Raw genomic sequence first — 26486 nt, forward strand, 5'->3', positions numbered from 1 at the left:
TTCTAAAGGCCTCTTCAGAGGCCTTTTTTGATCCTATCGTATTGTGGTCATCACCTTTTAGTGAGCCCTTTTCTGTTTAAGTAAGGCAGGATGTGCGGACGTGATTCGCCAGCCAGTTTACTGGTGACTTCTTGCGACCAAGTACTCTGTTTTTGATTGCTCGAACGGTTTGCATAGTAGTTTTGCATAGTTTGGTCATACGTCTGAATATCATCCAAGTTTAGGTCTTGATACTGATTTTCATGCACCACGACATGCTTAGGTAGGCGAGGTTTTACTTCAGGGGCTTGAGCTGGATGACCAAGACACATACCAAATAAAATGGCGGTATTTTTAGGTAAACCTAATAATTCGTCTACTTTTTGGGCATTGTTTCGTAAACCACCAATATACACACCTCCTAGTCCCATCGACTCCGCCGCTAGCAAGCAATTTTGTGCCATGATGCCCGAGTCTACAGCGCCTATTAGAGTTAACTCGGTAAAGTCAGCTTGAACATCTGGGTTGATACTGGCGTGGCGTTGGTAATCAATGCAAAACACCAAAAACTCAGCCGCGCTTTCAACGTACCCTTGATTTCCGGCATATTGAGCTAATAGTGTACGTTTTTCTTTGTCGGTCACGCGGATAATTGAAACGACTTGCAACATGCTTGATGAGGACGCCGCAAGGCCGGCTTGAAGAATGGCATCTAATTGTTCGCTCTCAATCGGTTGTGAGGTGAATTTTCGAATTGAGCGGTGATTGAGAATTGTTTGAATCGTGCTGTTCATGGTGACTTAACATCCCCTGTTACGTGTAAAGGCTGAAGACTCACCTTAGCGACATTTGATGAGTCGGTAAACTATCTCAAAAGAAAAACAATGCTTGGTGCATAAGTGTGAAGACGAATCGAGAATACACCACTCGTTCTGTTTGAGAGCGTATATACTGTTTTTAGAATCAATAATTTAAATGCAGTGGAAAATATGAAAGAACTCATTGTTCATACAGTTACGGTGTTTATGGGCTTCTTTGCCATCATGAACCCTATCGCCAATATTCCCATCTTTTTGAGTTTAACTGCTGATGAAGATAAAGAAACCATCCGTTCCATTGCGCTCCGCTCGGTTTTTATTGCATTTATTATCATCGCGATATTTTCTATTGCCGGTAAGTTAATTTTTGATTTGTTTGGTATCACGCTTTATGCATTGCGAATAACAGGCGGCATTTTGGTGTTTTTGATAGGTTTTAACATGCTTCAAGGTGATTCGACGCATCAGAAAACCAAAGAGAAGGCGTATTCACCAGCTCAGCAACGGGCGGCATTGAGTATTGCAGTGTCTCCACTGGCGATGCCAATATTAGCTGGGCCTGGAACGATTGCTACCGCGATGAACTTTGCGACAGCGGGTGGTTTCGATCAAACCATTATTACTATCGTTTCTTTCGCTGTCCTCTGTGTGATCACCTATGTACTGTTTTTATTTGGAGACAAATTGGTCAAAGCGGTTGGACCAAGTGCTCTAAATGTTGTGACTAAAATGATGGGCTTAATTCTAGCGGTTATTGGTACTCAAATGTTCATTGATGGCGCGGGCGAAGCCTATAAAACGGTTTTCTCCTAGATTTCTCTTAGACCTTGCCACCTTGGTTAAGCCCGCAATTACATTTCTAACGGGTACGGATTTTTTGAACTTTAGTTTTCATTTTCTAAGAGAGAAATAAATAGACTTCACCTATTTCAATAATAAGAATATTCAATTGTTGTGATTGCACGAATTTCATTACTCTTTTGGCAAGGAGAATGGGGGAAATATGGCAACAAAAGCAATTGTAGTAGAAGGCGGCGCGATGCGAGGCGTCTTCGCAAGCGGAGTGTTAGATGCGTTTTTAGAGCAGAGTTATAAACCGTTTGATTTTGCAATCGGTGTATCTGCTGGTGCATCAAATTTGATTGGGTATTTGACCGACTACCCGCATCGCAGTATTAACGTCATTACTAAGCTGGCCACAAGCAAACGCTTTTTTGACCCAACTCGCTTCGTTAAAGGTGGGGACCTCATTGATGTGAAGTGGCTGTTTGAAGAATCTAATCGCTTGTATCCCGTCGATGAAAATAAACTGTTTAATGGCGTTCCTTTTCTCGCAGCGACAACAAATGTAGATACAGGGCAAGCAGATTACTATCGCGTGACACGTGATAATTTTCACCATGCGATTGAAGCGACAACAGCATTGCCGATTGCCTACAAGCATACCCCTTGTTTTTCTGGCGGTTGTTATACCGATGGTGGGGTCGCTGACTCTATACCAGTGCGTGAGGCTTATCGTCGAGGGGCTCGCGACATAACCGTAGTACTCTCTCACCCGCTGAATTATGCCAAAAAGCCAGTTAAGACCACATGGCTGATGAAGAAACTGTTTGCGGAGCACCCCAAAATGGCGGATGCGATGTTAAGACGTGCAGATAACTATAATCAATCATTAGAGTTTATTCGTAACCCTCCACCAGGAACACATGTTAGGGTAATTGCCCCACCAGATAATTTTCATGTTCAGCGCTTATCAATGCGACAATCCGTTTTACTAGAAGGGTATGAAATGGGGCTGATTGAGGGGCGAGCGCATCTCACTAGTTTATCTGGTGTTCATGGTTTAGACCGGGAAAATTGTCATTTTTGCGTTTGATTATAAAAGAGCCTCATAGTGAGGCTCTTTTGCGTAACGTTCAAAGGGTGATTTAGTTGACTTTATCCCAAGCCATCTCCCAGTGTGAACCTATTCCAGGCTCGTAATGGTTTGCGCTTTCTTTCCACTGCATACAGTAACCAGAGTATGGGAAAGGTTTACATTGATAAATGCCCCCGTCGCTGGCAAGCACTTTTGTGCCCGCCGTGTATCTAGATAGTCCTTCAGGGAAGACAAAATCGTACTCACCAGATGGTGGTGGCGTTACTGGATCTTCTTTTAAGTGAAAGTCGAGCGTTTGCTGATCCACCAAGTTGCCATCTTTATCCTTAATACGTGTTACGAGCATATGGTGACCCGGCTCCGATTTACTTAAAGCGAGCGATATCGCTTCTACCGAGCCGTCTTTCATTTCGTTTGCCCAACTTGCAAGTGGTTCGCGATGGTGATTGTAAACGGTGAGTTCTGCATTTAAATCGCCTTCAGCAGTTAGTGTCAGATCCAACGTTGTCGGTGTTGACTCAATGATATATTCGTCTGCTAAGCCATCTACTGTGAGTGAGTATTCTGGAACAGGAGTTTCAATGTTATAGCCGATCTCTACTCGCTCAAGGCCGCTATTTGCTTGCAGATACACCGGATTAGTACCATAAACAGGAGTGAATTTATCCTCTGCATACTGCCCGGCTTGCAGTTTTGCTTGTTCTTGGTTTAGCTTAGTCGCGAGTGCGTAAGACCAGTTTTTCGCTTGGCCCATTGCTGCATCGGTAATTTCTAGTTCAGTTCTATACGCTATGTTTTCACTTGCTTGATCAAATACGCGCGTATAAACCGAATCCCCAATATTTAAATCCATTGTAGGAATAATTTGACCGCCTTGCTTCCAATCTGGAATAACGGGACTGTCACCATCAAATTTCACATCGATCACGTTATAAAATGAGGCTGCAGTGTCGCCAACATCCCATACTGCCAGGATGACATGGTATCCCTCGCGAGTAGGCACATTACATTGATGGCTTACCTGTTTCGGGGGTTGAACCATATTGCCGTTGACGACACAGAAAGGAGTTAGATCAAAAGAGTCTCGTGATAGTGAAGCGTTTGGGTTCCAATCAGGCTTGGTGATGTAATATTTCCAGTCGCGCGTCACGTGGTTAGCGGTAAATGTCCATTCAAAAGTTTGTGTACCTGCTTGAATAGTGCGTTTTACCCAACGGTCGGCAGTTTGCTCATCAAGGGCAGCTGCTAAAGCGGTTTCGGCACTCGCTATTTTACCATCGCGAGGCCCTGTTTCGGGAAAGCCATCAGGGCCTTCAACGCTTTGCGGTTCATATTGAATCGCACCGCAGTTATTATTTTTTTCGTTAGTATCTGGCGTTGGATACTTACATAGTGCCGAGCGACTTGCAGCGACACCACCATTGGTTTCTGATACATAACCGTGAGCCGCAGCACCTGAGCTAATGCTTGCAAGTGCTAACGCGAGTACGGATTTGGTTGGAAATGATTTCATCACATGTCCTCTGTTATGGCTGACAAACTAGTGTCACACCCCGGCGCATGCTGAGCATAAAGCAACGCTACAGAAATTGGACTTCTGTAACACTGCGTCATGGTAACCCCGCTATCATGAGCATTCTTTTAGATTTTTAAATGCAGACAGACCGGAAGCTTTGCGTCCCACCCTTTCGAATGGTTTGCCGAAATGTGATTGAGCAGCCAAAATTTAGCTTAAGAATTTACATGTGGAAAAGTAAACGTCACTGACATGGAATCCTGTTCTCAAATTGAAAGATAACGATATCTTAACCTCGTCAATATTGTGCAGTGTCGTCTTGCAAGGTATTGATTTTAATTTTGTTTTTATCTTTTTTATAGTCATGGTGAATGGGTGGGGGTTTGTTGGGGATAAGTGGAGAGGAATCGTGCTAAGGGTGGAAGAAGTTCTGTCTAAAGGGCGGAGTGTACCGCCCTTTGAATGGTGTTATTTCGGCATGATGACAGTATCAATCACGTGAATGACACCGTTTTTAGCTTTCACATCGGTTGCAATGACATTTGCATCGTTAACCATGACTTTATCGCCCATGGTTTTAATCATGACATCTTGCCCCTGAACCGTAGTCGCTTTGTCTAGCTTAACAACATCGGCAGCGATCACTTTCCCTGGGACGACGTGATAAGTCAAAACAGATACTAACTTGTCTTTGTTTTCCGGCATTAAGAGCATGTCGACTGTGCCGTCTGGCAGTTTTGCAAAAGCGTCATCCGTTGGTGCAAAAACAGTAAATGGGCCTTCCCCTTTGAGAGTGTCAACCAGGCCCGCTGCTTTCACCGCAGCAACAAGCGTATTGAAAGAGCCATTTTCAGCGGCAACGTCGACAATATCGGCTTTCATCATGCCATGCTCATGAGCCTGAACGGGAAGCATAAAAGATAATGTCGCCATCAGTGTCGCCGCGATAACTAAGATACGTTTGAACATAATGTGTTCCTTACTAGTTGAGGGTACAACGGATTCCCTGGAGTGTGTTTGCATTTGTACGCATCGTGATTGAAAGATGATCATCGCGTCCTACTTTCTTTTGAGGGTCTAACATGTCGCGCAAGAATTCGTCTGCCTTCTTGTTTCACATCAGCTCGTTTCCGCCACGTCCATAAGCGCTCTCTTGCTGCCTTAGCTGCGTTGTCTGGTGCGATAATAGGTGCAAGGTAACGGCTATCTGGCTGCAATTGATACATGACAGCTTCCATCTGGGTCATTGTCCAGGGCTCGAATAAAAGAGGGGGAGGAACCATTTGTAACTCAGGCACCCACTTGTAGATGAACGTACCGTTAGGATCATGTTCTTGGGCTTGCTTGATCGGATTATAAATACGGATTGTGTTAGTCCCGGTTACTCCTGCTTGCATTTGGAATTGTGGGTAATGAATTCCAGGCTCAAAGTCGAGAAATAGTTGCGCTAAATGCGTTACACCTACTCGCCAATCCATGTTCATGTGGTGAGTAAGAAAGCTAACCAGCATGGCACGCATGCGAAAGTTAATGTAACCAGTGTGGTGCAAACAGCGCATGCAGGCATCAATCAAAGGTACGCCAGTATGCCCGGATTTCCATGCTGCTAACTTTTCTTCATCGAAAGTACTACTTTGTCTAATCAATGGTTCGTAAGCCCGATTAACGCAGTAAAACTCCATGTCGTATTCCGATTCGAATTTTTGGATGAAGTGACAGTGCCAATGAAGCCGTGAAGACAATGCAATTAAGCTGCGACGAAATCCAGCGACTTGCCAGTGTTTCAAAAGGTATTGATAAACTTCACGCAAGGATATGTTACCCCAAGCGAGGTATGGAGAAAGTCGAGTACAGGCTGTGCGTGAGGCTGTGGGACTAGAAATGCTTCGATAGTAATCACGACCTCGACGATGAAAAAAGTCCTCTAGTGTTTTCCAAGCGAGCCGGCTTCCTCCCGTTTGCATTCCTTTGCATTTTGATAGCCAGGATGATGGTGGCGAAAACGAACAGCCGAGAGCTTCTGCATCCAATGAATGCAATAAGTCGGTTTGGATCTCAATAGGGCTTATTGAGGCTCTCATGACAGAGTCCCAATGTTTGTCCCAACCTTGCCGGTTTTTTGCACCTCTGATAACAGCACCGTGTTCGAACTCAAACCAGTCGATGTTCTGCTCATACAGCCAAGCGGCAACTTGTCGGTCTCGTTCAAAGGTGCAGTTGAGTCCTATTTCTTGGTGAGAAAAAACAGCGTTGATTTGATATTGCGCTTGAATTGATTGGAAACATGCTAAGGCATCGTCAAACAGCACCGTGATTCGATGCCCATACGCTTTGAGCGTTTCATCCATGTCTTGCAGTGATTGCCAAACAAATCGCCAGTGGCGCTCAGAATAGTGTGGGTTGTTCAATAGCAATGGTTCAACAATATACAAAAGCACAGTTGGGTGCTTTGTTGATAATGCTTGAGTTAGTGGTTGATGGTCAGTCAGCCTCAAATCTCGCTTTAACCACACGACATTGATTGTTTGCATCGGAATCCTCTTTGTTTCCGATGTTGTACGCAAGTAAACCGAAGAAATCTCATCCAATGATCGGTTTTATTCTACAAAACGTAGAGGTAACTTTCAGGGAGGTGACACATGGCAATACCATTGAGTAAGTTACAAAAATACTTCTATGTAGACAAATTGCTCATTCATTCGCTTGATCTCGCATTGTACCAGGCATCTGTCGTGATTGATGGAGAAGCGCAATTTATCACTGATGACAACGGTATCTTTTTGAGGGCTCATTCCCTGATCGAGATGCAAAAGAAGTGCAGGAATATCAAAGCAAATAAGCAGGTTCTAGTGCATCAAAGTGCTTATGATGAAATGGTGGGGCTACCCGAAGGCAAAAGAGACAATCAACTAGAGGTATTGGTGAGGGATACAAAATTGTATTGAAAGAGTATTGGTGCGTAGTAAAAGCGAGCCACCATACGGCAGCTCGCTAAATATAAGGAGAGTTGGGCTTAGTCTTGTTTACGCTGCGCTTCTTTTTGCGCGTACTTAGCGGCACGTCGGGCTTCTCTTTGCTTGGCACTTTCACCACCAACATGCTGCTCGCCTCGCTGCTCTGCAAGAACAATTTGTTTTTCACGCTCGCGGAATCGAGCAATTTGTTCTTCTGAGTGTGTGCCGTGACATTTTGGACAGCTCACGCCTTGCTCGAACAATTCTGACTGTTTGTCTTCTTCAGTGATCGGTAGACGACAAGCGTTACATAAATCGTAATCTGCTTTTTCTAGCTGGTGGTTCACGGCAACACGACCGTCAAATACGTAACAATCGCCTTCCCACATGCTCTCTTCTTGAGGAACTTCTTCAAGATATTTAAGAATGCCGCCTTCTAGGTGGTAGACCTCATCAAAGCCCTGTTCTTTCATGTAAGCAGTTGATTTTTCGCAGCGGATACCACCGGTACAGAACATCGCAACTTTCTTGTGTTTTGCCGGGTCCATGTTTTCTTTTACATAGTCTGGGAATTCACGAAAGGTTTCAGTATTTGGGTTTACAGCGCCTTTGAATGTCCCGATCTCGATTTCGTAATCATTACGTGTATCGACAACAAACACTTCAGGATCAGCAATAAGATCGTTCCACTCTTGAGGTTTCACGTAAGTCCCCACTACGTGGCGAGGGTCTATACCTTCAACACCTAATGTTACGATCTCTTTTTTCAATTTCACTTTGGTGCGATTGAATGGCTGGGTCTCAGAATACGACTCTTTGTATACGGTGCCAGTCAAACGAGGTTCGTTGTTTAGCCACTCCAGTAGCGTATCAATACCTGCACGATCAGATGCAACAGTACCGTTGATACCTTCACTTGCCAGTAGTAATGTTCCGCGAATATGGTGTTTTTCCATCAACGCAAGTAATGGCTCGCGTAGCTCTTGATAGTTATTCAGCTCAACAAACTTGTACAGCGCACAAACTACATACTGACTCATGAGGTTTCCTTTAAAAATACAGGTGGTCAACGACCTTAAAATTTTAGCGGCACGAAGTATACCTGACTAAACTAGTCGGAAATACGGACAAATTATACGGATATTATGAGTAGGCGGGGCCTGGCGGTCTTTGATAGGGGGTGCATGTCCGCAGGTGAAGCCGCTATGTGTTCAAATTATAAGCATTAATTATAGTGAGTCAGGTAGGTTGGGGCCGATACTTTTGGTTTAAATTTATGTTGTTATTCTGTTTTAGGCCCTTCAAAAAAGTTAGGCGCAAGAAGCACCAAATAATCACCGGAGTCATTGACAAGGAAAGGACATGTCGCAGTTTTATACATGAGGTGGTGAGGGATAAAGGTTTAGGGACAAAGAGTGAATGACTGATCGCCATTGTTCATAAACCGCTATAAACGCCTTTTCACCACATACTGAAAAGGCGTTTTTCTAACGTCTGCTGTGCTTATTTCAACGTAGCTGCGGTCTGTTTGCCCATGGCTATGAGCCTATCGAGAATACGTTCACCGTCGGCACGTAAACCGTTGTGCTCGTACTCATTGGTGATCCACGCTTTTGAATTTGGGATTAACGCGAGCGTCTCTCGACTGATATCCATTTCAACAAACATATCATCGGCGTAAACGGCGCAACTGACAGGCACTTTGTTTTGAGCCAGTTGTGTTTGATCGTACAGCGCAGCCCAATCTTCTTTCGCGGCTAATATTTCTGCGGCGTCTTTTAGTGGCTTGAGGTTAACGTATTGGTCGAACATCCATGGGAAGACCATTTCCCCCGTAAAGTAAAATGGCTTGCCAGATTCATAATTAAACTCTGATCGGGTTTGGCGAACGCGGTGCGCACTCCAATTCGACGCGAAGCTTTGACAGTAAATCGATTCATGCAAAATGGCGTAGATCGGGTTGGTTTGGAAGTTTTGCTGCGCCAACATATCGTTTAAGAACTCATAACGAAGTTGTGGTTTGCCGTTCACTTCAATCAACGCGCTTTCTAGCCAATAGTAAGTTGGTAAGAAAGTATCACTCACACCAAAGTTGATGCCGATTTGTTGAAATTGTTCCACCGTGAAGCGTTGACCATTTGGTAGGTACTCTTCATTTTCTAGCAAGTGATTCGCAATGTTTTGGCAAAGTTGCTGTGCATTGGGAAATTGTTGGAAGAACGCTTGGTTTTTCTCCATGGTGCGTTTGAAAGTGGCTTCATACACATCGTCGGCATGACGCGAGACTGATGGCACGCCACCTGTGATGTAGCTTTGTAGCAAGCTGTCTGGGAACAAAGACAAATAGGTGAGGGAGCAAAAACCACCAAAGCTTTGACCTAAGATCGCCCATTTTTCGACGCCAAATTGCTCACGAATGTATTCCGCGTCGCGCACGATGTTATCCGCTCGGAAGTGGCTCAAGTAGTCTGCTTGTTGCGCTGGCGTAAGGTGAGCAAGCGTCTGGTGATTAATTACGCTGCTGTTGCCCGTACCGCGCTGGTCGAGAAGCAAAACTCGGTACTCTTGCAGGGCGCGTTTTACCCAGCCGTTATTGCCGTTTTGACGCGGAGAGGGAAAGCCAGGTCCGCCCTGAAAGTAAACCAACCAAGGTTTGGTCGATTCTTCATCGCCAACTAGGCAAACCGCACGGGCGAAGACTTCAATGGTGTCTTTGCTCGCGTCTTGGTAATCCAGAGGAACGGTAAAACTGTGGGGAGTGTAATGCAATCCTGCGTCGATAAATGATTGAGCGTTCATTGTTATCTTTATTTCCTTATTGAGGGGTAGCGCTACTTTACTGCGAATGGCATGAAGAACCAATGCTATTTCCCAATTGCCTCTTCAGTTCTATACCTTGATCAAATCAATGTAAGTTCAAGAAAATGAAACGATTAGCGACTGGTGCAACTGGTTGAGTGAGCTATGCTCAATAGAGTTGCGACAAAGTAAGAGCATGGAGGAAGTCGGATGAAAGTGTCACTGGCTCGATGGACAATTGTGACTTGTTTAATAAGCGTACCTACTTTTGCCGTTGTTACGCCCAACCCACCTCAGTTACAGGCAAAAGGCTACGTATTAATGGACTTTCAATCCGGTGCCATTATTGCCGAGCATAACGGGCGAGCAGGCCTTGCTCCGGCGAGTTTAACCAAGTTGATGACCGCTTATGTAGTTGGACAAGAAATCAAAGCGGGGCGTTTGAAATGGGATGATGTTGTCACCGTGAGTGAAAACGCGTGGTCGGCCAAGTTTCCCGGTTCTTCTAAAATGTTCATCAAACCGAAAGATGAAATTAGTGTTGCGAACTTAATGCGCGGCGTGATCATCCAATCAGGAAATGACGCGTGCGTTGCACTGGCTGAGCATGTTGCAGGCAGTGAACGCGGCTTTGTCGCCTTGATGAATGGTTGGGCGGAGAAATTAGGACTGCAAGACACCTATTTTGTGAACTCCCATGGTCTTGATAGTGATGGCATCCAAACCTCACCAACCGATATGGCAAAACTCATGCAGTCGATCATCAGCGATGTTCCTGATGTGTATGCGCTATACAGCGAGAAAGTCTTCAAGTGGAACGACATTACGCAGTACAACCGCAATAAGTTGTTATGGGACAATTCCATTGATGTCGACGGGGGCAAAACCGGCTACACCAGCAATGCCGGATACAGCTTGGTGAGCTCGGCCAAAGAAGGAAGAATGCGCCTTATCTCGGTGGTGATGGGTACGCCAAGTAAACAGGCTCGGATCAGCCAATCGAAGAATCTACTCAGCTATGGTTTTCGTTTTTATGACACCAAGCAAGTTGCTAAGCAAGGCCAAGTTGAGTCTAAAGTTCGCGTTTGGAAGGGAAATACCAATAAAGTTGAGGCGATCTTTGCTAAAGATGCCTATCTCACTCTGCCTCGTTCAATGACGGCTGGGCTTGATAAGAGTGTGGTGCTAAATGAACCGTTGATTGCGCCGATCGCGCAAGGAGACGAGATTGGTAAGATCGTTTGGAAAAGCGATGACAGTACCGTGGCTAGTTATCCCTTGGTCAGCAGCCAAGCGGTAGAAGAGGGCTCGTGGTTCGGTCAGCTTTGGGACAGTCTGGTGCTGTGGGTGAAATCGTTCTTTAACTAGAATAAAAACGAGCAGAAGTGTCTTTCTGCATTTTTTTGTTGATGGCCGCCCAGCTAAACGCTGGGCGGTGTTTTATTTAACGGTTTATTCCGACAAGGTGATGATTGGTAAATCGTCCCAAATCTTACTTTCATCCGATGCGCCACCGGAGAAGTTCCAAGGGCCTTTGTCTTGTTCTAGCGGACGGTAAGTTGCCGAAAGGCCGTCTAAGTCCCAAGTCGTGACATAGAATCGGATTCCATCGAGCGACTCTGGGCGGCCTAATGCATCGCTAGCAAAGTCCATAGAAATGGTGTTGTTGGCTTTGTCTACTGTCACTGTTGGTGCTGGAGTTACGGCTTCTCCCCATGTCGTCGCATTTGCTCCTTTGGTGCTGTAAATCGAGCTTTGCCAGCCAAAAACAACCGCATTGCGACTCCAGGTTCCGTTTGGCATAGAAGCGTTGATCTTCGGTAGCTCAGACAAGTTGGTTGCGGCTTCTTCCGGTAAATCAATAAAGATGGTGAAACCCACGTGGTCGAAGCCGTTTGGTGGCAACCAAGTGTCGGTGATTTTGTCCATAGTGAAGGTCAAACGTACGTTACTGCCAACGGTAAACACTTCTGCTTTGTTGATCGCGAGTTGGCTGTTGTCTTTGTCGAACGTTGGATCGGTTGGTAATGAGTAGTTGCCATTAGGGCCGCCCACGCCGTCTTGTGCATCGCCCGCATCATCAATGGTGTCGTCCGGCGTGTTTGACCAGCTTAGGTTGGAGACAAAATTCACGTCCTCGATGCCTGCTTTTTTCTCGGTGGAATAAATCGCGAAGCGGTGCTGTTGCTCGCCAATCGCAAAATGACGAGTCGACAGCGTGACACTAAACTGACCATCAGCACCTACAGTAATGGTTTGCGCTGTTTCCAAGTTACCATCGACGACGAGGTTCAACTTCTCGTTGGCGTTCGCACTACCCGCGATAACAATATCACCAGTGATGGTTTGCCCTTCCCAATCCTGTGCCAGTTGGATTTTGAGGTCTGGGGTATCTACAGATTGGTTGTTGCTTGTTTTTGAGTAAATCACTGCAGACTTGGCTGGTAGCTCAAGGGTTACGTGACCATTTTCATCTGCGATTAACTGTTCTGGAGCTTCTGCCCAGTTCGACATGATTTGTTGTTTGAAGACGGTGCCGCCAACTTGTTCTACATCGAGTTGGTTCATCAACATCGGCGAGTTGGATGTATTCATCACAACCAAGACTTCGTCGTTATCCAACGTTCGGGTAAAGGCGAAGACGCCCGCGCCCGCTTTATCGCTGCCAATCACTTTTATTTCGCCACGTGTCATGACTTTGTTTTCAGTGCGTAGCTTGGCAAGTTCTTGAATAAACAAGTACATCTCACTGTTTTGGTCGAATGAGTCTACGTAGTTGCCATCTTCACGGTACCCTCCGGCGAACATCGCATCACGCGCCGATGACATCGCCTGTTCAGTACCTTGGTAAATCACAGGAATGCCCGGTACGCTCATCATGGTGATCAGTGCTTGTTTCATGTCATTCACGCTACCTTGCGACAGAAAGCGCGGCATGTCGTGATTATCAATGAAGTTCGGCATGATGTATGGATTCGGGAACATCTCCATCATTTTCTCAAGACGGAAACGCAAATAGTCGGTCGGTTGCCCTGATGCAAATACGCGCGTCATGGTCGCTTGCAGTGGAAAGTTCAGTACCGAGGTTAGCTGTTTCGGCGAGCCACTTTCACCGATGTAAGTCAGCATCTTCTCTTCGCCTTCGGTGTGGTAAGGCGTCGATGTTTCGAATACTTCACCAAAAGTGAGGAAGTTGCTACGCTCGGTATCAACCGCTTGCGTTATCACACCATCGTCGGCGTGTAGGAAGTCATTCCAGAAATCGTGTTCAACAAACTTCACCGTATCGATACGGAATCCGTCGACGCCGACTTCGCGAATCCATTTTCGGTAGCTCTCTTTTAAGTAAGCGCGCACTTCGGGATCGGACGTATTAAGGTCATCCAAATCAGAGAGTTGCCAGGTTTTTTCTTGTACCGGATCGTTGTGGTCGGTGATGGTTGGCGTCCAGTGGTAGCTGCCTGTGCCGTCTGTTTTACACTCGTTCATGTTGAGTGGGTACGGCAGTTCTTGCCCGGCGGGTAGTGCATTTTCAATCAAACGGAAGCCTTGGCAAGGTAGGCTTGGATCATAACTGTAAGGATCGTCGTAGGTAAAGAAGTTGCCTACATGGTTGGTCACGATGTCCTGAATTAAGAACATGTTACGCGCATGTACTTCGCGTGCTAACGCTTGGTAGCTTTCCATGTCACCAAAGTGTTCATCCACTTTTTTAAAATCGCGCGCCCAGTACCCGTGGTAGCCGCCGTAGTTTTGCTCAGCATCCCACCATTGGTTAGCAACTGGCGGAGTAATCCAGATCGATGTGGCACCGAGAGTTTCGATGTAGCTTAACTTATCACTCACGCCAACGAGGTCGCCGCCGCTGAACTTTTTATCCGACGTCGGATCGAATTCGTTTTGCCCTTGATCATTAAGAGCGCTGTCGCCGTCGTTAAAACGGTCGATCATCAAGAAGTAAATGATCTGGTCTTGCCAATCAGGAGATGCCACGTGGCTTCCTGTATCGGTTGGCGTAGTTTCATCGCTACCACAGCCAGAAAGAGCTAAGGCGATCGCTAAAGGTAGTATTTTTATTTTATTCATAGGGTTAGGTAAGTTTTCAAACACGGTTTTTGTCTCCGTTATGCAGCAATGCGGAAACGATAAATCAAGGGTTTGAAATTGAGAGTGTCATTTCACGCCAAAAAAGACGTGAAATGATGTCACGAAGAGACGATTTTGATCTGACCGACAGTTTTAATTGAGCGGTTGCACAATAGGATATTGTATCGGGTAATGATCTTTCGCGAGCTCGTTGTCGGATTCATCATAAAGGCGGAAACGGCACTGCTTTGCAGTTTGAGTGAGCGATAATTGCAGCACCCAACAAGCATAATGTAGCGAGTGTTGGGTCAAGCGCATTGCGTGAGGTGTGGGGTCATCATCGACGTAACAGTCAATCCTCGCAACGTTTTCAAGTCGGCATGCCAGTTCGATAAAGAGCGTATATTGCGCCCCAATGTTAATAAGTTGCCGAGTCGGGACAATATATTCCGTTGCGCCAATTAAAAGCCCCTTAGAAACTACATAATCACGCTGGTGGTTATTCTCAATGTAACGCTCCCCATCGACTTCGTAACACAGGCGAAAGGTAAGGGGATGCGCCACCGGAAGTTCGGTCGTTGCCCAGAGTTCGGTGCCATGACTTAAAAAACGCTCGAAGAAGGCGGGGTAGCGCCGCCATGCGCCATCACGGTCACGGCATTCTACCGAGACCACTTTTTCAAACGCAATATTGTCCACTTCCATCCAGATTTTGCCGACAGGTTGGTCGATGTGGTTATCGTCGAAGGTATTGGCTTTGGCGTAGTATAAGCGGATCGGTTGTTGATTTAGTTGAGTTCGGTTATCCAAACATTGTTGGCGATATTGCATGGGTGAAAACGGATACCAACGACGAAAAGTGCGGTGAAAGTTCGAAGGTTCTTCATAACCAAGTTGATAGGCGATTTGCTGCGTTGTGAGTTGGGTGTCGGCAAGCAAAGTGAGTGCTTGCTTTCTTTTAGCGAAATCAACGCATTGAGAGTAGCTCATTTGCTTCTCTTGCAGTCGACGTTGCAAGGTGCGTTTGGAGACGCCCAGTTGCCTTGCCGCTTGCTCTAACTTGAGCGCGTAATTGCTGTTTTTGATGAACAAGGCGTTCAAAACACTCAGCAATTCGGGTTGCTCAATTGGCTGGTGAGAAAGCAGCAAATAAATATGTTTCACCAGTTCAAACACGCTTGAACTCGTTTTAGAATCTCGCGTTTCCCCTAGAAAAATATCGGCCGCGAATGGATTGCTGGCTTGAACTTGTACTTGTATTGATTCGCTTAGCTCAAGCATCTCCAACTGCATTCTGAGCAAGCCAAACACCGACTCCGCCCAATTTGGCATATCGCCCGTTCTGCATTCTACTTGCAGATGGATTTGGGCATCACCATGTTGAAATGTGACGTACAAACGGCGGTCGAATAATGAGACACTTTTACTCCACCAAAGCAGCCCTTCTTGGAGGTTAGGCGCTTCTTTCAACATCATACATTGCAAGGCCACCAACTTCTCAATGTGCCAATATTCGCCAGCAATTCGAAGGTGATTGTGACCGAGCTTTTTGCACAGAAAGGATGTAATAATGTTATCTTGAGGCAGCATGAGTTGAGTTTGGTTGCGAGCAAACATGCATTATTGCTGAAAAGATGAAGAAGTTCAGTGAGAACGCTCAAAGCCTTTCTTATCGTTTTATTTTCAAATTTATTTTGAAAATGTTTTTAATCGAAATCGGTTTTTCCCTTTATCTCATGAGGTTATGCTGTTACACAGCTTAAATTCATTAATTGGAGAACCTCATGGATATCGTACAAGCTGCAAAATCTCGATACTCAACGAAAGTGTTTGACCCAACGCGCAAGCTATCTCAAGAAAAAATCGATGCAGTTAAAGAGCTGATTCGTTTTAGTCCATCGAGTGTGAACTCTCAACCTTGGCATTTCATTCTGGCAAGCACAGAAGAAGGCAAACAGCGCATCGCTAAAGCGGCGCAAGAGAACTACGCATTTAACGCGGCGAAGATTCTCAACGCTTCTCACGTATTGGTGTTTTGTGCGAAAACAGGCATTGATAACGACTACATTGAAGCGCTAATGGTGCAAGAAGAAAAAGATGGTCGATTCCCAACTGAAGAAGCGAAAGCGGCTGTACGCGGTGGTCGTAGCTACTTTGTGAACATGCACCGTTTTGATCTGAAAGATGCAAACCATTGGATGGAGAAACAAGTTTACCTCAACGTGGGTACGTTGCTGTTGGGTGCTTCGACGTTAGAAATCGATGCAGTACCAATTGAAGGGTTTGATCCAAAAGTGCTGGATGAAGAATTTGGCTTGCGTGAAAAAGGTTATACCAGTGTTGTGATCGTGCCGCTTGGCTACCACGCGGAAGATGACTTCAACGCGAAAACGCCAAAGTCTCGCTGGGACGCAGAAACCGTATTCACCGAGATCTAATTCGAGCTTACTTGCAGGTGACGTAGAACCTTGTAATCAATATATAAATCGCAAAAGAGTGATAAAACGATGATCCACTTAGTCGCAGAAGTGAAAGCCTATCCAGATAGTAAGGATCAGGTGGTGAATTTGCTTGCTGGTTTACTAGAGCCAACTCGCAAAGAAGAAGGCTGTTGCCAATACGAGTTGTATCTCGACGAAAAAGTTGATGGCCTATTTATGTTCCAAGAAATCTGGGCATCGCAAGAGGCCTTGGATAAGCATTTGCAAAGCCCGCATATGGCGACGTTTCTTGAAACATTGGAAGAGAATGATTGGGTTGAATATACCCAGATTCGTCCTCTTCGATTTATCGCCTAATGACAGAAGGTTGCCAGCACGTTGGCGCGTTGCTGGCAGCATTTTTGTTGGATAAAGTCGCGGAAAGTCCGAATCGTTGGCGTCAATAATCGACGATCGGCACATACCATGTAGAGCGGCACTGGGCCGCAATCCCACTCTGGTAACACTCGTACCAATCTTCCCTCGATTAAGTCTCGGCTAATGTCCATCAATGATTTATTCGCAATGCCTTTGCCTTTGATCGCTAACCGGTGTGGCAAGTCACTATCGTTGCTCAACAAGTTACCGCTGACCACGATTTGTTCTTTCTCGCTGCCACGAGTGAGCGTCCATTTGTTGTAGACCGAATCCGCGACCATGTAGCACAAGCAGTTGTGTTGCGTTAAATCGGCAGGAGAGGCGAGTTCTGGATGTGTAGCTACGTACTCTGGCGATGCACATAATATCCGTTCGTTTGACCCACACAATGCCAATACGACCAGATTGGAGTCGGCCGGTTCGCCGTAGCGAATCGCAATATCGACAGGCTTGGTATACATATCCGTCAAGCTATCGGACAGCTCTAGTTTAATGGAAACATTTGGGTAGAGATCGATGAACTCATCCACCCAATCGAGCAACATATTGCGACCAAAATCGGAGGGTGCAGTAATGTGCAGCTGACCAGATAACTCGCCACGCGCGCTTGAGATCTGATCCAACCCCTCTTGCAATGTTGCCAACGCTTGCATGGTTTTGTCTAAAAACAGTTCGCCCTCTGAGGTTAAACGCAGGCTTCGGGTGGAACGCACAAACAACGGGAAACCGATTTGCCCTTCAAGACGCTTAATCGATGCGCTAATGGCGGCAGGTGTCATGTCCATGCTGTTAGCGGCTTTTGAAAAGCTGCCTTGGCGCGCGGTTTCGACAAAAATATTGAGGTCGTTGAGGGCTTTCATAATGAAAAAGGCTTTTAAGAAGTTTGGGCTACTATAGGGGAGAGTCGTAGGCCAATTCAAGGTTAAAACATTAGGTTGCACGGCGAGTTTGAGTTAGATTAGCGCGCAACTTCACTTTACCGGATCAATAGCATGAGCCAACAGCAGCCGAATAACCCACTTCACGGGTTGAGTTTAGAGAAAATCGTCACCCGACTAGTTGAACACTTTGGTTGGAATGGCATGTATGAGCGCGTTCGTGTGAACTGTTTTAAGAAAGATCCGTCGATCAAATCTTCTCTGAAGTTTTTGCGTAAAACGCAATGGGCAAGAGACAAAGTCGAAGCGCTGTATATTGAGACATTCTGCTAACCGCTCTATGGTCTGCAGCAAGCGGCAAGTAGATTCTTAGTCTCGCTATGGCTCGCTAGAATGACGCAGCTTTTCTTATCGCGTAGGCTGGAAGAGTCGCTCTACTGATACGTCTAAAGCGAGATTCCGAGTGACTCACTTAGGCTTGTCTGGAATCGCTTTTTTAGATGGTTTTGTAGAGCTCAGAGCCAAACTCGAACTGTTATTCTGAACCGAGAGGAACGAGCGTGATTCAGAATTTACCCTCAGATTGTATTGAGTTTATTCATGGTTCTATGGTCTGCAGCAAGCGGCAAGTAGATTCTTAGTCTCGCTAGAATGACGCAGCTTTTCTTATCGCGTAGGCTGGAAGAGTCGCTCTGCTGATACGTCTAAAGCGAGATTCCGAGTGACTCACTTAGGTTCTTCTGGAATCGCTTTTTTTGATGGTTTTGTAGAGCTCAGAGCCAAACTCGAACTGTCATTCTGAACAGCGAGGAACGAGCGTGATTCAGAATCTACTCTCAGATTGTATTGAGTTTATTCATGGCTTTATGGTCTGCTGCAAGCGGTAAGTAGATTCTTAGTCTCGCTATGGCTCGCTAGAATGACGTAGCTTTTCTTATCGCGTAGGCTGAAAGAGTCGCTCTACTGTTACGTTTAGCGAGGTTTCGAATGATTCACTTAGGCTCATTAGAATGACTCTAGTTTTCTTATTGCGTAAGTTGGAATGGTATCTCAGCATCATTCCCGATAGCGATGAAGGAGCGCTGTCGGGAACCTCGCCTTTAATCTCTCGTTTCTTGCTACTCCAAATGATGCGTACTACCCACGGTTCCTTCCAAGTCTAAAATCGACTGGCGAACGTGATCTGGAATCGCAGCTTTAACGTTGTTCTTAAAATCAAACATCACACCAGTGGCGGTCGCGATGGTCGCAATTTTACCCCACTTCTTACTCAGCACTTGGTACTCCATCGTGATGCGATCTTCTTGCATGTCGATTACGCGAGAACCGACTAATAGCGTGTCTGGGTAAGTAACAGGCAATTTGTAGCGGCATTGAGTCTCGCTCAGTACTGGCCCAATTTGCGAGGTCTGCAGGTCGACCAGCAGGTTAATTTTGTTGAAGTAATCTAAACGTGCGGTCTCGAAGTAGCGAAAATAGACCACGTTATTAACGTGTTGCAGAGCATCCATTTCACCCCATGCGACTTTTATCTCTGTGATAACGGGAAAGTCCTTTAACAGTGTGTCCATTTTTATTGCTCCTTTTTCATCTGCTTTGCCACAAATTGCGACGCGACTTATCACTTTGAGCATTTATTCTAGATGTAATCATTTAATATGTAATAAAATTGTTTTTAAAATGTGAAATGAAATAGTGGTTTGATTATGTAAACTAGAAACTTTACATAATTGAGTTGAAGGCGTAAGTTTAACTAAGAGTAACCAGATAGGAGGTGTCTCATGATTGAACTCAAAGGTTTCAACCTCGCAAGAGTTGAGAAACGCATCGATTGGACAGGTGAGCTGTTCAGTTTGAGAATATCTGGCGCGCCTCTTTCCTTTAAAGCTGGCCAATTCACCAAGCTTGCTTTGCTTGATGATGAAGGTAAGCCGATCAGCCGCGCTTACTCTGTGGTTAATGCGCCAAGCGAGCAATTCGATTGGTTGGAGTTTCTAATAGTAGCCGACCCTCAAGGACAACTTTCTCCACGGCTCCAAAAGCTTAAATCTGGTGATAGCATTTATGTCGGTGCCACCGCACATGGCGATTTAATCCATGATTCTATTCCTAAACAGGCTCATGACCTGTGGCTGCTATCTACAGGTACGGGGATTGGACCGTTTTTATCGCTGCTGGATGATATAAACTTACCGCCTCACAATGAGCGCATTGTTCTGGTTCATGCCGTTCGTTTCGAAAAAGATCTGGTTTATAAATACCTAATTGAACAGCTTCAGCAACGATATGAAGGCAGATTAAAGTATATACCGATAGTCAGCAGGGAAGTGGTTGATGGTAAATTACAAGGCCGAATTCCTGAACTCATCGAATCGGGTTTACTGTCCAACGCCGCTGATGCGCCATTCTCAGCTCAGCGTAGCTTTGTCATGATGTGTGGGAATCCACAAATGATCAAAGATACCGTGCCCGTCTTACAAGAGCTAGGCTTGGAAAAGTATCGCCATCAAACAGGGGGAAATATCATTTACGAACGTTACTGGTAGCGTTTTGTTAAATTGATACGGTTATGCTCAAGATGTAATGATTACTTTTGAGATACGATCGCGATTTAGTATGTTCTTAGTTGAATATTATGTTGGCAATACCTAAACTGCGCTCACCATTGCGCGTCTGTACACTCAGTCATTCTCGCTTAACCAATTACATTGAGGTGACTGAAGTCCATGTATGCTTTTATCGCGAGCAAGCAACAGAGAATCATTGCTGGTTTTATCGACCTGCTCTTTGCGATGGTGGTCGTGTTAATCATCGCATTGAGTATTAACTCTTTTCTTAACGACTTTCAGCTCTCTTTAGCAGATAACCTCACGCTTGTTCGTGAAACTCAGGCGTTTTACTTGCTTTCTTTACCAACGGTTTTAATGATCAACTGGAATGCATTGAGTCATGGGCAAACCATTGGTATGCGCATGATTGGTATTAAAGTTGTAATGAAAAATGATAGTAAGGCAACGAAAGTTACAGCAGGGTTAAGGCTTGTTATTAGCTACTTGCTGGAGATGCTCATTCCGGGGATACCGTTGGTAAATTTGGCATTGTTGTTCTTTCATCCGGAGCGACGATTGTTGCATGACTTGATCGCCAATACTAAAGTTGTCCAAGCTTCCTAATTTTTGATCAAAAAAGCCACGTGAAGTGGCTTTTTTAATATCGATAAAGTTAACCAGATTTACTGTTGATTAACATATTTCTTAAAGCGAGCTTTGGTTTCTGCGTCTGCTTTTTGGTACCAGAAGTGCAGCATCTCTTCAGCTGTCGAATCCGCTTTAACCGCAGTTGCTCTCACTTGCTTCATATCCGCAGGAACCTTTGCAGGAAGCGTGACTGGCTGCATGGTTGCTGCGCCAGCAAAAGCCACGGCTGCTGCACCGCCAGCTTGGTTATAATCTTCGATTTCACGTACGTAATCACGACCGATTTGCATACCCGGTTTGAGCAACTTGTCCTGGTCAACCGCGATTGCGTTGCCAGAATCATCAACCAGTTTCCAATCTAAGTCTTTGATCTTCTCTTCCGCATCACGTAGGTTGCGGTATTCTGGCATTTGTAGAGTGAGTTCGGCATTGGTCGCGTCAAATCGTGTAACGATAACATCGCTTTCAACACTTAAACGGTCATTACCTTGGTTGAAGTAAGGGGCGAAACGAAATACGACTTGGTTAAGGCCATCAGGTAACGTCAGTGTTCTTTCAGAGGCGAAAAAACCACCCGAAAGATCTGCTTTTTCACCGTTAGCCGCTAATACTGAAACGTTGTCAGGAACACTCACGGTTACATCTGCGAATGCCATGCCACTCATTGCGAGAGCAAGCGCACAAGTTAAAGGCTTGATCAATTTCATTGTTTTTATCCTAAGCAAATTAGTGGTCATCGAGAGTGCATCGTTCATTGCCCGATTGCAACTCCCAAGTGTAATAAGTATGAAAATTTAACAAGAACGTCATTTTTATCGCATTTATTACGACGAAACTGTGATCCAAATAGAATCAAACCGCTGAAATGCAGCGGTTTGATATCATAAGTTATAGATTAAATTTCTTTCTAACTTATTGATTTATTAAATGCCAGCACCGTGTCCAGGTTCTGATTGGTCATCAGAAGCGTCTTGTTGTTCTGCCATTTCTTCTTGCTGTTGTGCTTTCTCAATGCTCAACCACCAAACAAATAACTCATACCAAATTGCTAGGATAACGGCACCTAAGAACAGACCAACGATGCCGTAGAAAAGCATACCACCGATGGCACCGAGCAGAATCACAGGCATTGGCACGTCGACGCCACGTCCCATTAACATTGGTTTGAACAGGTTTTCAGAAAGAGCCGCAACTACGACCCAAACAGTAAACATGGTTGCTGTTGAGGTGTCTTGGGTCATGTACATGAAGCCAATCACAGGTAGCACTGCGAGCAACGCCGGGAGCTGAGCGATACATAAAATCATTAGAAGCAGTGTGAGTAAACCTGCTGCCGGAACGCCAAATACGAAGAAACCAGCACCGATCAACAGTGCTTGAATTGCCGCTACACCGACTACGCCAAGCAGTACGCTTTTAATTGTCGCAGCGATAAGCGTGGTCCAGCTTTTTGCGTTTTCACCAGCGGTTCGAATCGCGATGGTTCTTAAGCCTGATGCTGCAGATTCAGAGTACGTCATGAAACCTGCTGCAATCGCAAGTGACAAGATTGAAAGCAGTAAACTTCCCAATACGCCCCCCAGTGTACCCAGTAAAGATGTGAGTCCTGCCTTTATTTGTGGCATAAAGGTTTGAATAGCTTGTTCAAGATTAGTAGCGAATAGGGTCCACACTTCGTAGAGCTTATCACCCACGATAGGCCAATCCGCTACGGAAGGTTTTGGCCCTGGTATTTTCACTTGTCCATTTTGTAGTACTTCAAGCGCGTGCGTTGCACCATCCACAATGGAGCCTGATACCATAACAAGTGGCGTGACAAGGAGGGCAATACCAAGTAAAGCAATGGTTGTGGCTGCCAAGCCTCTACGACCACCATATACACGCTGCAATTTTTGGGTAAGCGGCATTAAAGCGACGGCTATAATAGCGCCCCAAATAACCGGAAGGATGAAGGGTTTGATGATGTCGTACGTAAACATCAGCAAGACAAAGATCAAGCCAATGCGTATTGCCGATTCCACCATATTACTGATGAAAAGCTTACTGTCGATTTTTACCGATTGTTTATCCATTTTTGTTTACCTGATGATCAATGTTAGAACTGACGAGACTTGAAACAACAATCGCCATATAAAAAACACCTGTGATGGCCTCTAAATACACCACGACTTGAGCCAGTGGTGTTAGAGGACTAATGTCGCCATAACCGAGCGTGGTTAAGGTAACGAAACTGAAATACGCTGCATTGGAGAAGTTCTGCCCCCAAGAAATCGCTTCCATACCGGTAAAGGCTTCAGGCGAAAACTCAAGCAGAACGAGGTAGGCAATCGCCCACATCAGACCAAGCAGCAAGAAAAGCGCTACCGAGCCAATGACTTTGTTGCTGTTGACATGGCCGGTGAAAAGAATCTGTCTTGCGATGGATTTAAAAGTGCCGAAAAAGAACGCAAAGGTGAGGGCAAGCATCACCACATTCATCTCTCTGATGTCGAAAACTGTCTTGATCACAATCACAAGAACCCAAACACCAAACAGGCTGTAGAGGAAACGAGACCAGGTTTTGTCAAAGCGAAGGCTCGCAAAACAGACGATAAACGTCAGAACCGTGAAAGCCTGAAGTATGTGTTCAATCGTCCCTTCACCTACTACTTGTGCCATCGCACTCCCTAGCAACAAAATCACTAGCGCTAAGGTTAGATAGAAGAAGTTGTTTTCTTCATTAATGTTTTTGAGGTTTTTACCAATGACCATGGCTCTTCTCACTTAGTTATTGTTCACTGTCTGCGGATGACTCTTTCATCACCATGATGGACGCAGAAAGCCCGAATCGAAGATCAACATCTTCAGGAAGTTCTTGTAGGGAGATTCGCACCGGAATACGTTGTGCTAAGCGAATCCACTGAAAAACAGGGTTTACGTTTGGAAGAAGGTTGTAGCCGACCGTGCCGTCTTTGGGCGCAATACCCCAACCAATCGAGTCAACCGTCGCGTCAATTGGCGTGTCTGGGTGAGACATCAAAGTGACACGCGCTTGGCTGCCAGGTTCGATTTGCGCAAGTTGGTTTTCACGGAAGAAACCAAATACCCAAAAGCTGTTTTTGTCGATCAGTGCGAGCAGTGGTTGGTTTGCGACCGCTTGCGTACCGTTTCTAATATCGAGGTTAGATACAAAACCATCGACGGTCGCATAAACTTTGGTAAAGCTGAGGTTAAGGCGTGCTGATTTTAGTTGTTCTTCTGCAGATTTGATTTGCAGTAGCGATTCTTCGTAAGCGATTTCACGACGAATCAGATCCTTATGAGAAACTGCGCCACGGTCTTTGGCACGAATGTCTTTTAAGCGGTCATATTCGATTTTTTTACCGCGAGAGCTAACAATGGAGCGCTCCAGTGCTACTTCGGCTTGAGATAACGCAACCTGGTAAGTCGCAGGGTCGATTTCAAACAGTAAATCCCCCGTTTTTACTTCTTGGTTGTCTTGCACCGCGACATTTACAATTGGGCCTGATACGCGAGGAGCCACTTTGATGACGTTAGCACGCACTTGCCCATCTCGTGTCCATGGGTTATTAAAGTATTCCTCAAACTTTTGATAGCCGAGCCAAGCTGCGCCACCAAGAATGACAAGATTGAGTGCGATTACGAATAGTTTTTTCATCTTGTTTGGCACCTAAAATTGAATATAAAAGCTGTCGATGGCCACCACATAACCGACCATGATGGCAATAAACGTCAGAGACGGAAAAGCGATGAAGCGAGACAAACGTGTCTTGTTCAATATCATCACCGTTATCCACGTGGCCGTGACGGCGAGAAAGAGCACCAGTAACGTGGGAGAAAAGTAAACGTCTCCCCAAGAAAGTTCATGAGGCATTAGAGATCCTCCGTTTTGTTTTCATCACTGGTCTCAGCCGGAGTTTCGAGGCGCAAAGGCGGCAATACGCGGTTTTCTTCATTTAAATAACCATCCCAGTCAGTTCGTTCTGTCATTTGCTTGGCAATAGATTCACTGAGGAAGGGTTTGCCTGTTTGGGTTTGCCAGCCTCCACCGAGGGCTTTATAGAGTGCAACAACTTGGTTCGCCACGTTCCCTTTGATCGTTGCGTAGCTGTCTTCCGCACGGGTCATTTTTTCTACCGAGTTAAGCAGACGTTCGAATGAAATTTGTCCGTTTTCGTACTGTGTCATGGATATGTTGAACGCACGAATGGAAGAGTTGACCGATTGCAAGCGTAAATCTTTTTGTTGCAAATACAGGTCATACGCTTCGATTGCATTGGTGACTTCATTAACGGCTTGCAGTACCTTTTTGTTGTAGTTCGTCAGCGTTTCTTGGAAGCGAGCATCTTCGAAACGAATGTTATTTTTCACGCGTCCGTATTGGAAAATGTTCCAACTGAACGTTGGGCCAACCACCATGGTGAGCGAATCGCTAAAACTGAAACTGCTGCCATCGGGAACCGTACTGTCGATACCGATGGAACCGAACAACGAAAAGCTTGGGTACAGAGCGGTTTCTGCCACGCCAATCTGCGCACTTTGCGCGCGAGCTTGCATCTCAGAGACTTGCAAATCCGGACGTCGCATCACTAAGTTAGCATCCACTTGCGTATCCAAAAGCGGTGGACGTGGCACAATGGAACGCTCGTCGGTGCCCGATAGCGCCGATTTTCTGCCCGTCGATTTGAACTGGGCTTCGTACTCAGCGATTTGCTTGTGCATCCCATCCGACTGTAGCAGTCGATCTACTTCTTCTGGTAACAGACCCAGTAGCAAAGCCAACACAGTACGTGATTGCTTCATTGCCACTTCGAGGCTCGGTAACGCTGCTTTGGTGGTGTAGAGTTGGTTTTTAGCTTGTTGAACGTCCAATTCTGTAACGTTGCCAGAGTCGAACTGCACCTGAGTAATACGTACGACACGCTCTTGAATCTCTATGTTGCGGCGAGACAGCAAAATACGTTCTTGGAATGTGCGATAGTTGATGTAATTGCGCGCCACTTCGGCGGTTATAGTGACCATGATGTCGTGATACGATGCGATGGATGCGTAGTAACCCGCTTCTGCCGACTCAATACCGCGAGCATACTTGCCCCAAACATCCATTTCCCAAGCAGCATCAAACGACAAAGTGGCGTTATTCACGCCCTGATCATTTACGTAGGCACGCGCTAGGTTTCCTGACACGGTTTGAACTTGTGGGTATTGCAAGCCAGTCGAAATACCAAGCAATGAACGTGCTTGGACAATTCGTAGCCCTGCGGCTTCTAAATCGAGGTTTTGTTTGCTCGCCAACTCAACCAGCTGATTAAGAGTTGAGTCATTAAATTGCTGCCACCACTGTTGTAATTGTTGCTCGGATTGCTGCGTATCTTTGGCGGCTTTTTGCACCGACCAATCGCTTGGCAATGGCGTTTGCGGTGGGTGGACATAGTCTGGCCCCACAGTGGTACACGCACTGAGCCCGAGCAGGGAAAGTATGGCGAGGCTTGGTTTGGTTAGTTTTGGAAGCATCATATCCC

The 26486-nt window shown here is 45.7% G+C and carries 25 protein-coding genes and 1 riboswitch; of the genes, 9 read left to right on the forward strand and 16 right to left on the reverse strand.

Going from position 1 to position 26486, the window contains the following annotated elements; translation table 11 throughout:
- Positions 1-50: 50 nt before the first annotated feature.
- A complete protein-coding gene (gene nfsA, locus R7P67_RS01305) occupies positions 51-773 on the reverse strand; it encodes an oxygen-insensitive NADPH nitroreductase (protein ID WP_262653236.1) in 723 nt (240 codons plus the stop codon).
- 195 nt (positions 774-968) lie between these two features.
- On the opposite strand from nfsA, the gene R7P67_RS01310 reads away from it, so the two are divergent.
- Positions 969-1610, forward strand: a complete 642-nt coding sequence (locus tag R7P67_RS01310) for a MarC family protein (RefSeq protein WP_005374889.1) — start codon at positions 969-971, stop codon at positions 1608-1610.
- 190 nt (positions 1611-1800) lie between these two features.
- Positions 1801-2673 (forward strand): patatin family protein, encoded by an 873-nt coding sequence (locus R7P67_RS01315; RefSeq protein ID WP_017634445.1) that lies wholly within the window; start codon positions 1801-1803, stop codon positions 2671-2673.
- A gap of 52 nt (positions 2674-2725) precedes the next feature.
- On the opposite strand, the gene gbpA is transcribed toward R7P67_RS01315, so the two are convergent.
- The 3 genes from gbpA to R7P67_RS01330 all read right to left on the reverse strand — a co-directional run bounded on the left by gbpA (position 2726) and on the right by R7P67_RS01330 (position 6723).
- A complete protein-coding gene (gene gbpA, locus R7P67_RS01320) occupies positions 2726-4189 on the reverse strand; it encodes an N-acetylglucosamine-binding protein GbpA (protein WP_318085851.1) in 1464 nt (487 codons plus the stop codon).
- A gap of 98 nt (positions 4190-4287) precedes the next feature.
- A riboswitch (cyclic di-GMP riboswitch) is annotated at positions 4288-4388 on the reverse strand.
- A gap of 272 nt (positions 4389-4660) precedes the next feature.
- Positions 4661-5161 (reverse strand): fasciclin domain-containing protein, encoded by a 501-nt coding sequence (locus tag R7P67_RS01325; protein ID WP_262653241.1) that lies wholly within the window; start codon positions 5159-5161, stop codon positions 4661-4663.
- Positions 5162-5241: 80 nt separating this feature from the next.
- The gene (locus R7P67_RS01330; RefSeq protein WP_248486121.1) at positions 5242-6723 is read right to left on the reverse strand and encodes a cryptochrome/deoxyribodipyrimidine photo-lyase family protein; all 1482 of its coding nucleotides are present in this window, start codon (positions 6721-6723) and stop codon (positions 5242-5244) included.
- 108 nt (positions 6724-6831) lie between these two features.
- On the opposite strand from R7P67_RS01330, the gene R7P67_RS01335 reads away from it, so the two are divergent.
- A complete protein-coding gene (locus R7P67_RS01335; RefSeq protein WP_318085852.1) occupies positions 6832-7137 on the forward strand; it encodes a DUF6482 family protein in 306 nt (101 codons plus the stop codon).
- A gap of 68 nt (positions 7138-7205) precedes the next feature.
- Here the strand turns inward: R7P67_RS01335 and R7P67_RS01340 are convergent, their stop codons facing one another.
- Complete coding sequence (locus tag R7P67_RS01340; RefSeq protein ID WP_017634441.1) at positions 7206-8186, reverse strand: rhodanese-related sulfurtransferase; 981 nt, start codon at positions 8184-8186, stop codon at positions 7206-7208.
- Between the two features lie 463 nt (positions 8187-8649).
- The gene (locus tag R7P67_RS01345) at positions 8650-9945 is read right to left on the reverse strand and encodes an alpha/beta fold hydrolase (RefSeq protein ID WP_213912049.1); all 1296 of its coding nucleotides are present in this window, start codon (positions 9943-9945) and stop codon (positions 8650-8652) included.
- 210 nt (positions 9946-10155) lie between these two features.
- Here R7P67_RS01345 and R7P67_RS01350 point away from each other — a divergent pair, with 210 nt between their 5' ends.
- A complete protein-coding gene (locus tag R7P67_RS01350; RefSeq protein ID WP_318085853.1) occupies positions 10156-11313 on the forward strand; it encodes a D-alanyl-D-alanine carboxypeptidase family protein in 1158 nt (385 codons plus the stop codon).
- An 84-nt stretch (positions 11314-11397) separates the two neighbouring features.
- On the opposite strand, the gene R7P67_RS01355 is transcribed toward R7P67_RS01350, so the two are convergent.
- The gene (locus R7P67_RS01355; RefSeq protein ID WP_318085854.1) at positions 11398-14055 is read right to left on the reverse strand and encodes an alpha-amylase family glycosyl hydrolase; all 2658 of its coding nucleotides are present in this window, start codon (positions 14053-14055) and stop codon (positions 11398-11400) included.
- A gap of 129 nt (positions 14056-14184) precedes the next feature.
- A complete protein-coding gene (locus R7P67_RS01360; RefSeq protein ID WP_262653251.1) occupies positions 14185-15648 on the reverse strand; it encodes a helix-turn-helix domain-containing protein in 1464 nt (487 codons plus the stop codon).
- Positions 15649-15815: 167 nt separating this feature from the next.
- Here R7P67_RS01360 and R7P67_RS01365 point away from each other — a divergent pair, with 167 nt between their 5' ends.
- Both R7P67_RS01365 and R7P67_RS01370 read left to right on the forward strand, forming a co-directional pair.
- On the forward strand, positions 15816-16469 hold the full coding sequence (locus tag R7P67_RS01365) for an oxygen-insensitive NAD(P)H-dependent nitroreductase NfsB (RefSeq protein ID WP_005384588.1): 654 nt from the start codon (positions 15816-15818) through the stop codon (positions 16467-16469).
- A gap of 69 nt (positions 16470-16538) precedes the next feature.
- Positions 16539-16829: a putative quinol monooxygenase gene (locus R7P67_RS01370; protein ID WP_005374925.1), complete on the forward strand. Its 291-nt coding sequence runs from the start codon at positions 16539-16541 to the stop codon at positions 16827-16829.
- On the opposite strand, the gene R7P67_RS01375 is transcribed toward R7P67_RS01370, so the two are convergent.
- Positions 16826-17749 carry a LysR family transcriptional regulator gene (locus tag R7P67_RS01375; RefSeq protein WP_031780900.1) on the reverse strand — a complete coding sequence of 308 codons (924 nt, stop codon included), beginning with the start codon at positions 17747-17749 and terminating at the stop codon, positions 16826-16828. The genes R7P67_RS01370 and R7P67_RS01375 overlap by 4 nt on opposite strands.
- Positions 17750-17881: 132 nt before the next feature.
- Between R7P67_RS01375 and R7P67_RS01380 the strand changes: the two genes are divergently transcribed.
- On the forward strand, positions 17882-18100 hold the full coding sequence (locus R7P67_RS01380; protein WP_005374929.1) for a VF530 family DNA-binding protein: 219 nt from the start codon (positions 17882-17884) through the stop codon (positions 18098-18100).
- Between the two features lie 785 nt (positions 18101-18885).
- Here the strand turns inward: R7P67_RS01380 and R7P67_RS01385 are convergent.
- The gene (locus tag R7P67_RS01385; RefSeq protein ID WP_005374933.1) at positions 18886-19338 is read right to left on the reverse strand and encodes an acyl-CoA thioesterase; all 453 of its coding nucleotides are present in this window, start codon (positions 19336-19338) and stop codon (positions 18886-18888) included.
- Between the two features lie 210 nt (positions 19339-19548).
- Here R7P67_RS01385 and R7P67_RS01390 point away from each other — a divergent pair, with 210 nt between their 5' ends.
- Together R7P67_RS01390 and R7P67_RS01395 are read left to right on the forward strand one after the other, a co-directional pair.
- A complete protein-coding gene (locus R7P67_RS01390) occupies positions 19549-20313 on the forward strand; it encodes a ferredoxin--NADP reductase (RefSeq protein WP_005374935.1) in 765 nt (254 codons plus the stop codon).
- A gap of 180 nt (positions 20314-20493) precedes the next feature.
- Positions 20494-20940: an RDD family protein gene (locus R7P67_RS01395; protein WP_005374936.1), complete on the forward strand. Its 447-nt coding sequence runs from the start codon at positions 20494-20496 to the stop codon at positions 20938-20940.
- 59 nt (positions 20941-20999) lie between these two features.
- On the opposite strand, the gene R7P67_RS01400 is transcribed toward R7P67_RS01395, so the two are convergent.
- The 6 genes from R7P67_RS01400 to R7P67_RS01425 form a co-directional block, all read right to left on the reverse strand.
- Positions 21000-21671, reverse strand: coding sequence for a DUF2057 domain-containing protein (locus R7P67_RS01400; protein WP_017634411.1), 672 nt, complete (start codon positions 21669-21671; stop codon positions 21000-21002).
- A gap of 216 nt (positions 21672-21887) precedes the next feature.
- On the reverse strand, positions 21888-23036 hold the full coding sequence (locus tag R7P67_RS01405; protein WP_005386936.1) for an AI-2E family transporter: 1149 nt from the start codon (positions 23034-23036) through the stop codon (positions 21888-21890).
- The gene (locus R7P67_RS01410) at positions 23029-23715 is read right to left on the reverse strand and encodes a potassium channel family protein (protein WP_198556848.1); all 687 of its coding nucleotides are present in this window, start codon (positions 23713-23715) and stop codon (positions 23029-23031) included. Before R7P67_RS01410 ends, R7P67_RS01405 begins: the two co-directional genes overlap by 8 nt.
- A gap of 16 nt (positions 23716-23731) precedes the next feature.
- Positions 23732-24622: an HlyD family secretion protein gene (locus R7P67_RS01415; protein ID WP_047102391.1), complete on the reverse strand. Its 891-nt coding sequence runs from the start codon at positions 24620-24622 to the stop codon at positions 23732-23734.
- A 12-nt stretch (positions 24623-24634) separates the two neighbouring features.
- Positions 24635-24838: a DUF1656 domain-containing protein gene (locus R7P67_RS01420; protein WP_005374946.1), complete on the reverse strand. Its 204-nt coding sequence runs from the start codon at positions 24836-24838 to the stop codon at positions 24635-24637.
- A complete protein-coding gene (locus R7P67_RS01425; RefSeq protein WP_318085855.1) occupies positions 24838-26481 on the reverse strand; it encodes a TolC family protein in 1644 nt (547 codons plus the stop codon). The genes R7P67_RS01420 and R7P67_RS01425 overlap by 1 nt, the downstream gene beginning before the upstream one ends.
- Positions 26482-26486 lie beyond the last annotated feature (5 nt).

The sequence above is a fragment of the Vibrio sp. Vb0937 genome (assembly GCF_033338855.1).

Excerpts from the sequence above, each read along its gene's own strand:
- nfsA (WP_262653236.1), bottom strand. The coding sequence starts at position 773 with ATGAACAGCACGATTCAAACAATTCTCAATCACCGCTCAATTCGAAAA.
- R7P67_RS01310 (WP_005374889.1), top strand. The coding sequence starts at position 969 with ATGAAAGAACTCATTGTTCATACAGTTACGGTGTTTATGGGCTTCTTT.
- R7P67_RS01315 (WP_017634445.1), top strand. The coding sequence starts at position 1,801 with ATGGCAACAAAAGCAATTGTAGTAGAAGGCGGCGCGATGCGAGGCGTC.
- gbpA (WP_318085851.1), bottom strand. The coding sequence starts at position 4,189 with ATGAAATCATTTCCAACCAAATCCGTACTCGCGTTAGCACTTGCAAGC.
- R7P67_RS01325 (WP_262653241.1), bottom strand. The coding sequence starts at position 5,161 with ATGTTCAAACGTATCTTAGTTATCGCGGCGACACTGATGGCGACATTA.
- R7P67_RS01330 (WP_248486121.1), bottom strand. The coding sequence starts at position 6,723 with ATGCAAACAATCAATGTCGTGTGGTTAAAGCGAGATTTGAGGCTGACT.
- R7P67_RS01335 (WP_318085852.1), top strand. The coding sequence starts at position 6,832 with ATGGCAATACCATTGAGTAAGTTACAAAAATACTTCTATGTAGACAAA.
- R7P67_RS01340 (WP_017634441.1), bottom strand. The coding sequence starts at position 8,186 with ATGAGTCAGTATGTAGTTTGTGCGCTGTACAAGTTTGTTGAGCTGAAT.
- R7P67_RS01345 (WP_213912049.1), bottom strand. The coding sequence starts at position 9,945 with ATGAACGCTCAATCATTTATCGACGCAGGATTGCATTACACTCCCCAC.
- R7P67_RS01350 (WP_318085853.1), top strand. The coding sequence starts at position 10,156 with ATGAAAGTGTCACTGGCTCGATGGACAATTGTGACTTGTTTAATAAGC.
- R7P67_RS01360 (WP_262653251.1), bottom strand. The coding sequence starts at position 15,648 with ATGTTTGCTCGCAACCAAACTCAACTCATGCTGCCTCAAGATAACATT.
- R7P67_RS01365 (WP_005384588.1), top strand. The coding sequence starts at position 15,816 with ATGGATATCGTACAAGCTGCAAAATCTCGATACTCAACGAAAGTGTTT.
- R7P67_RS01370 (WP_005374925.1), top strand. The coding sequence starts at position 16,539 with ATGATCCACTTAGTCGCAGAAGTGAAAGCCTATCCAGATAGTAAGGAT.
- R7P67_RS01375 (WP_031780900.1), bottom strand. The coding sequence starts at position 17,749 with ATGAAAGCCCTCAACGACCTCAATATTTTTGTCGAAACCGCGCGCCAA.
- R7P67_RS01380 (WP_005374929.1), top strand. The coding sequence starts at position 17,882 with ATGAGCCAACAGCAGCCGAATAACCCACTTCACGGGTTGAGTTTAGAG.
- R7P67_RS01385 (WP_005374933.1), bottom strand. The coding sequence starts at position 19,338 with ATGGACACACTGTTAAAGGACTTTCCCGTTATCACAGAGATAAAAGTC.
- R7P67_RS01390 (WP_005374935.1), top strand. The coding sequence starts at position 19,549 with ATGATTGAACTCAAAGGTTTCAACCTCGCAAGAGTTGAGAAACGCATC.
- R7P67_RS01395 (WP_005374936.1), top strand. The coding sequence starts at position 20,494 with ATGTATGCTTTTATCGCGAGCAAGCAACAGAGAATCATTGCTGGTTTT.
- R7P67_RS01400 (WP_017634411.1), bottom strand. The coding sequence starts at position 21,671 with ATGAAATTGATCAAGCCTTTAACTTGTGCGCTTGCTCTCGCAATGAGT.
- R7P67_RS01405 (WP_005386936.1), bottom strand. The coding sequence starts at position 23,036 with ATGGATAAACAATCGGTAAAAATCGACAGTAAGCTTTTCATCAGTAAT.
- R7P67_RS01410 (WP_198556848.1), bottom strand. The coding sequence starts at position 23,715 with ATGGTCATTGGTAAAAACCTCAAAAACATTAATGAAGAAAACAACTTC.
- R7P67_RS01415 (WP_047102391.1), bottom strand. The coding sequence starts at position 24,622 with ATGAAAAAACTATTCGTAATCGCACTCAATCTTGTCATTCTTGGTGGC.
- R7P67_RS01420 (WP_005374946.1), bottom strand. The coding sequence starts at position 24,838 with ATGCCTCATGAACTTTCTTGGGGAGACGTTTACTTTTCTCCCACGTTA.
- R7P67_RS01425 (WP_318085855.1), bottom strand. The coding sequence starts at position 26,481 with ATGATGCTTCCAAAACTAACCAAACCAAGCCTCGCCATACTTTCCCTG.